Raw genomic sequence first — 6,453 nt, forward strand, 5'->3', positions numbered from 1 at the left:
CGCCACCAGTTGGGTCTGAATCTGCACGGCGGCCAGCGGCGTACGCAGTTCGTGCGCGGCATCGGCGACGAAGGCTTTTTGCGTATCGAGCGCGGTAGAGAGGCGGGCTAGCAGCCCATTGAGGGCACGCACCAGCGGCTGCACTTCGAGCGGCAAGCGCGTATCGGGCAACGGATCCAGCGCCTCCGGATGGCGGGCATCGAGCGCGCCCGTCACGCGGCGCAACGGTTTCAACCCGCGGCCCACCACCACCCATACCGCCAGTCCGAGCAATGGCAGCAGCACGATCAACGGCCACAGCGTGCGTAACGCGACATTCGCCGCGAGCCGGTTGCGCACGGAAACCGGCTGCGCGAGTTGCACGACGTTGTCGCCAACAATCGCGCCATACACGCGCCAGTCGCCGCGATCGGTACGCTCAGTTGAAAAGCCGAGTTCGGCGCGCGGCGCGAGCGGCGCACGTGGCCGCGAGTAGTACATCAACGCGCCATTGCGATTCCAGATCTGCAGCACGATGCCCTCGTCGCCGGTATCGCGCGAAGCGAGCACCTGCGAAAACGGCTCCGACGGTAACGCCTCGGCGATCTCCTGCAACTGGTAATCGAACAGTTCGTTGGCCTCAGCGAGCGCCTGCCGGTAGATCAGCCAGCCGGCGATGCCGACGCCAAGCAGGACGATGGCCAACAGCCAGAACAACAATTGACGGCGAATGGAACGCATCGGCTCAGGCGTCCTTCGCGATCATGTAGCCGAGGCCCCGCACGTTGCGGATCAGATCCGCGCCGAGCTTTTTGCGCAGCGCGTGGATATACACCTCGACCGTGTTGCTGCCAATTTCCTCGCCCCAGCCATACATTTTTTCTTCGAGCTGGCTCTTCGACAGCACCGCACCGGGTCGGGCGAGCAAGGCCTCGAGCAGCGCGAATTCACGCGCGGACAACGCCACTGGCGCGCCCGCCAGTGTGACCTGGTGTGAGGCCGGGTCAAGCGTGAGCGTGCCGTGGCGGATGGTGGAATCGCTTCGGCCGGACTGGCGGCGAATCAGTGCGCGCATGCGGGCGCCGAGTTCGTCGAGATCGAAGGGTTTGACGAGGTAATCGTCGGCGCCGGCGTCAAGACCTTTGACGCGCTCGGCTACCGCATCGCGCGCGGTCACGATCAACACCGGCAGCGTATGACCTCGGGCGCGCAAGGTGCGCAGCACGTCGATGCCGTCGCGCTTGGGCAGGCCCAGATCGAGTAGCACCAGATCGTAAGGTTGGCTTCCCGCCGCGCTGAGCGCCGCGTCGCCGTCCTCCACCCAGTCGACGGCAAAGCCTTCGCCGCGCAGCGCTTTGCGCACGCCCTCGGCAATCATCCGGTCGTCTTCGACAAGCAATATGCGCATGGCTCTACGATTCCGAAACATTCATGATGCCGCATTCTAGCGCCCGCACCGGTCGAGCGTCCGGACGAAGGGGGCGAGGCGTGTTCACTGCTCCCTCACGCCAATCCCGATTAAAGGTTCCCGGTTGAATGGCCGTGATAGCACTTGTCGCGCTGCATCGGAGCGGCAATTTCGCCGCAAGACACGGCATGTCTCTACAATGAGCGCTTTTGCGCGGCGCACCACGCGGCCTTGGCCGCTACGGTTGAAGCGCGACGCGAACATGGGGCTGCGCGTGGCTCGTGCGTGTTCAAAGTGAACGCCGCAAACGCACTGCCGCATGCTTGCCGCGCTGCCCCTTGCATGCTCGATACATAGATGAAGACGGTGTCAATTGCACCGACCTTCATCCGTAATTTTCAGGTTTTTCGCCCGTACATGACGCACGCCTTCCTGTCTCCCCTGCTCCGCCGCCTGGCACTCGGCGCCGCTTCGTTCAGTCCGTTCACGCCGCCTGTCCCGTTTGATCCAACCCATCGCACTCGCAAGGCCACACTCAAGGTTGGTCTCAAGGTTGGTCTCAAGGTTGGTCTCAACGCTGGACGACCGGCCACCGTGCTGCTGGCATGCGCGGCGCTCATCTGCGCCGCACCGGCGCAGGCGCGCATCAAGGCCAGGCATCCCGCGGTCAGCGTCAGCACAGTGCTTCCACCGGCTGTGATGGCCGGCCTCGCACGCGCTCACGTGCCATTGTCGGCAGTGAGCGTGGTGGTCGAAAAAGTCGGCGATCGCACGCCTATCGTCGCACTCAACGCCGGCCAGCCAATGATGCCCGCCTCGACGATGAAGCTCGTCACCACCTTCTCGGGCCTGTCGATCCTCGGACCCGACTATCGCTGGCGCACCAGCGCGTATGCGCAAGGCAATCTGGATGCCAACGGTATCCTGCACGGCAATCTGTATATCCAGGGAACCGGCGACCCGAAGCTCGTCCCGGAAGAACTGATCGATCTCGTGCAAAAGATCCGTAAGGCAGGCATCAACGGCATCGACGGCGCGCTCGTGCTGGACAAGCGTTTCTTCGATCCTTCGACGCGCGATCTGCCGCCTTTCGACGACGACGCTAACGCGCCGTACAACGTCGGCCCCGATCCGCTGCTCTACGCTTTCAAGTCGCTGTCGTTCACCATGACGCCGTCGTCCGATGGCAGCGTCGCCGTCGACGTGATCCCCGCGCTGTCTCAACTGCAAATCGACGATCAGTTGCATGCGACCTCGGGACCCTGTCGTGGCGAACTGCCGACACCGGCCGTGACACCGCAGCCGAACGGCATGGTTGTCGCAGATTTCTCGGGCGACTATCCCGAGCGCTGCGGCCCGCGCACTCTCAACGTCGCGGTGCTCGATCACACGGCATTTTTTGCCGGCGGTTTTCTTGCACTTTGGCAACAAACGGGCGGCACCTTCGCCGGCGCGACACGCGAAGGTCCGGTGCCCGTCGACGCACGCCTGATCGCCACCCATGACGGGCCGATGCTGTCGGACATCGTTCACGACATCAACAAGTTCAGCAACAACACGATGGCGCGCAATCTGTTTCTGACGATCGGCGCGGTCACCAGCAAGCCGCCCGCGACGCCGGAAAAATCGGCGCGTGCAATAGAGGCGTTCCTGCAGCGCAGCGGACTGAACATGGAGTACCTGACGCTCGACAACGGCTCGGGACTGTCGCGCGACGAGCACATCACGGCGCTGTCGCTCGCGGACCTGTTGCAGGTCGCCAACGCGAGCCCGGTCGCGCAAGTCTTTGTTGATTCGCTACCGGTGGCCGGAGTCGACGGCACGATGCGCAACCGGCTCACCTCGCAGCCGGTGGGCGGCAATGCGCACATCAAGACCGGTACACTGCGCGACGTGCGGGCCATCGCGGGGTACGTGGCGTCCGCGGACGGCGTCAGCTATGTGGTGGTGAGTATCATCAACGATCCGCATTCGGAAGCGGCGCGCGCCGCCCATGACGCACTGCTCGAATGGGTCTACCAGGGTCCGACCCAACCGATCGAAGAAGTCGCCCCCGAGCCCCACGCCAAGCCCAGGAAAAACCCGCACAAGCGCTCCCAGCATTGAGGAATCCTTCTAGCGAAGCCGCGCGCGACGCGTCCTGGAGCGTGTACGCTTGCGGACAGTGTTTGAAGCGTTCCTCAAATCCATGGAAACGCAGGCGGACGTGGTGCCGGTTTTAGCGGCTGCGCCAGCTCAAACGATAAAGACAACGCCCGCTGCGGCATCCGCAACGGTCAGAGACCACGGAGGAAGACGGACATGCAATTCGATGCCGAATTGCTCCTGCTCGCCATGGGGCCAGTCTTCCTTGCATGCATTGGCCTGGAGGCGTGGCACCTGCATCGCACGCGTCCGGCCGCGCGCTTTTACACCTGGCGCGACACGCTCTGCAACACTGCGCTCGCGCTCATGCAGCAAGCTGCCGACAAGCTCGCGTGGCTCGCCATCATTCCCGTCTATGCCTGGTGCTACGACCACTGGCGCCTCTATACGTGGCACGCGGGCTGGCTATCGTTCATCGTGCTGTTCGTCGCGCAGGACCTGCTCTATTACGTGTTTCACCGCTGCAGCCATCGGGTGCGCTGGCTGTGGGCCGCGCACGTCGTGCACCACTCGTCGGAGCGCATGAATTTCTCGACTGCGTTTCGTCAGAGCCTGATGTATCCGATCGCCGGCATGTGGGTGTTCTGGATTCCGCTGGCTGTGCTCGGCTTTCCGCCCAGGCAGATCGTGGGCATCGTGCTGATCAATCTCGGCTTTCAGTTCTTCGTGCACACGCAGGTCATCGGCAAGCTCGGCTGGGTCGAGTACGTGCTCAATACGCCGTCGATCCATCGCGTCCATCACGCGCGCAACGAGCGCTATCTCGATCGCAACTATGCGGGCGTGCTGGTGATCTGGGATCGCCTGTTCGGCAGTTACGTGGAGGAAGACCTGGAAGATGCGCCGGTCTACGGCATCGTCGAGCCTTTGCACACCTATAACCCGCTGAAGGCGACATTTCACGAATGGGGCTCAATGGTTGCTGACGTGCGGCGCGTGCGCGGATGGCGTAACAAGCTGAGCGCATTGTTCGCGCCGCCTGCCTGGGCTGCCGCGTATCACGCGAAGCTCGCCATGGACGATACGGCACCGCGCACATCGGTAGAAGTACCAGGTAACACATCCGAGAACGCTTTCTAAAAACACCTGGTTGCGTTTAAAACAACGCGCAGACCGGAGAAGATTATGTAAGCTGTCGCCTCGCTGCCCACGCGGCGGGCGCTGCCTGCACCATATGGCAAAAGGGCCACATACGAGGAGATGAAATCAATATGAAGCACCAGGGAATGAAACAGCGCGGTATGTTGCGCATGACACAAGTGGCGATCGCCAGCGCAGCGTTCACTTTGCTTGCAGCTTGCGGTGGTGGCAGCAGCAACAATAACAACGCAAGCAGCACGCCGGCGGGCGGCGTGAACCTGCAGGTCGTGTCGTTCGGTGACAGCCTCTCGGACGTGGGCACGTACTCGCCGGTGATCTCAGCCGATTTCGGTGGCGGCCGCTTCACGACCAACCCCGGCGAAATCTGGACACAAAAGATTGCGGAATACTACGGCGGCACACTGACCGCAGCGTACGAAGGCGGCTTCGGCCAGGCACTGGTCGCTACAGGTGGCTACGGTTACGCGCAGGGTGGCTCGGATGTGGTCAACCCCGAAGGCGAAGGCTGGGCGCCTGACAATCTGGCCGCTACGACGGTGCCGGTCGTCACGCAGGTCAGCCAGTATCTTGCTGCACATCAGAGCTTTAATTCGAACCAGTTGGTGCTGATCGACGGCGGCGCGAACGATATCTTCCAGTATGCAACGACCGCTAATCTGACTGCGCTCGGCGGCGAGCTGCAGACCGGCTACCCTGCAGCCGTGGCGGCGGGTCAAGTGCCGGCCACGCAAGCAGGCGAAGTGACGTTCATCGCGGGCTACCTCAAGCAGAGCAACAGCCAGGTCTATCTAGCCGCCGTCGCGCTTGCGGGCCAAATCCAGACCATCGTCAACTCGGGCGCGAAGCACGTAGTGCTGATGACCATTCCCGACATCGGTCAAACGCCGCTGGGCCTCGCTGCAAACGCTCAAACGCCCGGCGCAGCCGCGCTGCTGACCGGCATTACCGCCGCCTATAACGGCACGCTTGAGCAAGCGCTCGCACCGCTGATCGCGTCCGGCACCGTGATCGTTGCCGATGCGTTCACGTGGCTCGACACTGTCGCGCTGCCGAACTATCAGGCCGAAGGCTTCACGGTTTCGAATACCGGTACGGCGTGTAATCTGACGTCGATGGCAGCCAACGCCACCGCGTACGCGACAGCGAATCCGGCCGTAACGCAAGGTCTGACCGCGCAGGAGTACGGCGCCCAGTTCGCCTCGTCACTGTTCTGCTCGCCGCAGACTTACACGGTGGCCGGCGCTGACCAGACGTACATGTTCGCTGACACGGTCCACCCGTCCACCCACATGCACGCGCTGTTCGCGCAGTATGTCGAGCAGACGATCGCGGCTACGGGATTGGGTAAGTAAGTTGGCTTGGCGCTGGCGGCGGGCTCTTTGCAGCCGCTGCTTGCGAGATGAATGTCTGGAAGAGCCCGGCTCGGTTGAGCCGGGCTTTTTCTTTGGTGGTGTCGGTCAAGCGCGCGGCGCGTTGAATGCCTCGCGCTGGCGATCTGCACCAAAGGCTGCCGCCAATTCAGCTGACGCCACCTACCCCTGCGCTTCGAACGCGGCTGCTGCCCTGCCGAGCCGGTCGTTGACCGCGATCCATTCGATCGTATCCGGCAGTTTCTCGATCAGGATGCGCGACACGTTTGCGCGATCCAGCGCCCGCAACAGGCCATACAGTTCACGTGCATAGACGTGCGGATCTTCAGGCGCGGCGATGAAATAAACCCCCTCGGCCTCGGCCCACCGACCCGCGCGCGACACGCGGGCGACCAGCGCGACACGTTCATCAGTCTCGCGCGCCACCAGCAATGGCTCCAGCGCCTCGAA

At 63.1% G+C, this 6,453-nt stretch carries 5 protein-coding genes and 1 pseudogene; 3 read left to right on the forward strand and 3 right to left on the reverse strand.

Going from position 1 to position 6,453, the window contains the following annotated elements; translation table 11 throughout:
- Together WCA85_RS19745 and WCA85_RS19750 are read right to left on the reverse strand one after the other, a co-directional pair.
- Positions 1 to 720 (reverse strand): annotated as a pseudogene (locus WCA85_RS19745) (ATP-binding protein); the annotation flags it as partial.
- Between the two features lie 4 nt (positions 721 to 724).
- Positions 725 to 1,387, reverse strand: a complete 663-nt coding sequence (locus tag WCA85_RS19750; RefSeq protein WP_424066566.1) for a response regulator — start codon at positions 1,385 to 1,387, stop codon at positions 725 to 727.
- 357 nt (positions 1,388 to 1,744) lie between these two features.
- Here WCA85_RS19750 and dacB point away from each other — a divergent pair, with 357 nt between their 5' ends.
- The 3 genes from dacB to WCA85_RS19765 all read left to right on the forward strand — a co-directional run bounded on the left by dacB (position 1,745) and on the right by WCA85_RS19765 (position 5,985).
- Complete coding sequence (gene dacB / locus WCA85_RS19755; protein ID WP_424066567.1) at positions 1,745 to 3,493, forward strand: D-alanyl-D-alanine carboxypeptidase/D-alanyl-D-alanine endopeptidase; 1,749 nt, start codon at positions 1,745 to 1,747, stop codon at positions 3,491 to 3,493.
- Positions 3,494 to 3,688: 195 nt separating this feature from the next.
- Positions 3,689 to 4,612, forward strand: coding sequence for a sterol desaturase family protein (locus tag WCA85_RS19760; RefSeq protein WP_424066568.1), 924 nt, complete (start codon positions 3,689 to 3,691; stop codon positions 4,610 to 4,612).
- Between the two features lie 131 nt (positions 4,613 to 4,743).
- Positions 4,744 to 5,985, forward strand: coding sequence for an SGNH/GDSL hydrolase family protein (locus tag WCA85_RS19765; RefSeq protein WP_424066569.1), 1,242 nt, complete (start codon positions 4,744 to 4,746; stop codon positions 5,983 to 5,985).
- A gap of 180 nt (positions 5,986 to 6,165) precedes the next feature.
- Here WCA85_RS19765 and WCA85_RS19770 read toward each other — a convergent pair.
- Positions 6,166 to 6,453: Sua5 family C-terminal domain-containing protein (locus WCA85_RS19770; protein ID WP_424066570.1), on the reverse strand; the 288-nt coding region annotated here is incomplete at its 5' end.

The sequence above is a fragment of the Paraburkholderia sp. genome (assembly GCF_049581445.1).
In the GTDB taxonomy this organism is placed as follows: domain Bacteria; phylum Pseudomonadota; class Gammaproteobacteria; order Burkholderiales; family Burkholderiaceae; genus Paraburkholderia.